General features: G+C 43.1%; 1 protein-coding gene. It reads left to right on the top strand.

The window, feature by feature from the left end:
• Positions 1 to 255, top strand: a 255-nt coding sequence (locus tag AB1471_RS17585) for an FCD domain-containing protein (protein WP_367781012.1), incomplete at both ends; no start/stop codon positions are given.

The following is a 255-nucleotide window of genomic DNA, read 5'->3' as shown; positions in this document are numbered from 1 at the left end:
CGCTGCTACGTATATGTCAGAGGAGGATCTTGCGTTACTCTCCGAATGCATTCACATGGGGCGAACAGGAACAGTGGAAGAAATCATGAATGCTAATAAAAAATTTCACGACCTGATCGTCCAAGCGAGCAGAAACCCGGTGATGATCGACATCATCGATCGAATGCAGTCAATTATTTATTTATTCCGTAAGACGGTCGTCTATCATAAGCGTCCTTTTTTAATCGATGAGCACCAAGAGATTTACGATGCCAT

The sequence above is a fragment of the Jeotgalibacillus marinus genome, assembly GCF_040801915.1.
GTDB lineage: Bacteria > Bacillota > Bacilli > Bacillales > Jeotgalibacillaceae > Jeotgalibacillus > Jeotgalibacillus marinus.
The sequence above is the reverse complement of the archived record's forward strand: the minus strand, read 5'-3'. Positions and strand labels throughout refer to the sequence as shown.